The 518-nt window shown below is 66.6% G+C and carries 1 protein-coding gene; it reads right to left on the bottom strand.

Annotation, left to right across the window (positions count from 1 at the left end; genetic code table 11):
- Positions 1 to 61: 61 nt before the first annotated feature.
- On the bottom strand, positions 62 to 518 hold a 457-nt coding region (locus tag CRD59_RS07560; RefSeq protein WP_236632794.1), incomplete at its 5' end, for a hypothetical protein.

Raw genomic sequence — 518 nt, 5'->3', positions numbered from 1 at the left:
GGTGGGGTGTGTGGGTGGGGGGGGCGTGGGTCCGTGGGGTTGTGCGGGTCCTTTTGGGTGTTTAGGCGCTGAGGGTGGTGTGTCTGCCTGGTTGGTGTCTGCGGGCGTGTTGGTGGGCTGTTGTGGTGAGGGCGGCCAGGGTGGTGAGGAGTAGGAGGGTGCCTCCGCTGAGTCGTTGGATGGGTATGCTGCCGGCTTTGGGCAGGGTGTATTGGTGGGTGTAGGTGTAGGTGAGTGGGTAGTCGGGTTGGGGTTGGCCGGCTAGGGTCCAGTGGATGTTGGCGGTGACCTGTCCTTCGGGGTGTGCCGGTGCTGTGGTGTCCCCGGTGTGGCTGCCGGTGTTCCAGGCGGGTGGGGGTGTGGCGTCGCTCCGGTCGAGGGTGATGCCGGTGACCGTGCTGTCGCTTATACACTTCTGACGCGCGCGCGCAGGGGTTCGGTGGGCTGCACGGGTGGACCCGACAGCTGCGAGACGCAGACCGTCCGTACATGCGTACACCCGCGTCCACCCGTCAGGA

Source organism: Bifidobacterium xylocopae (assembly GCF_003315615.1).
In the GTDB taxonomy this organism is placed as follows: Bacteria; Actinomycetota; Actinomycetes; order Actinomycetales; family Bifidobacteriaceae; genus Bombiscardovia; species Bombiscardovia xylocopae.
Note: the sequence above shows the minus strand (reverse complement) of the source record. Positions and strands in the feature narration are given on the sequence as shown.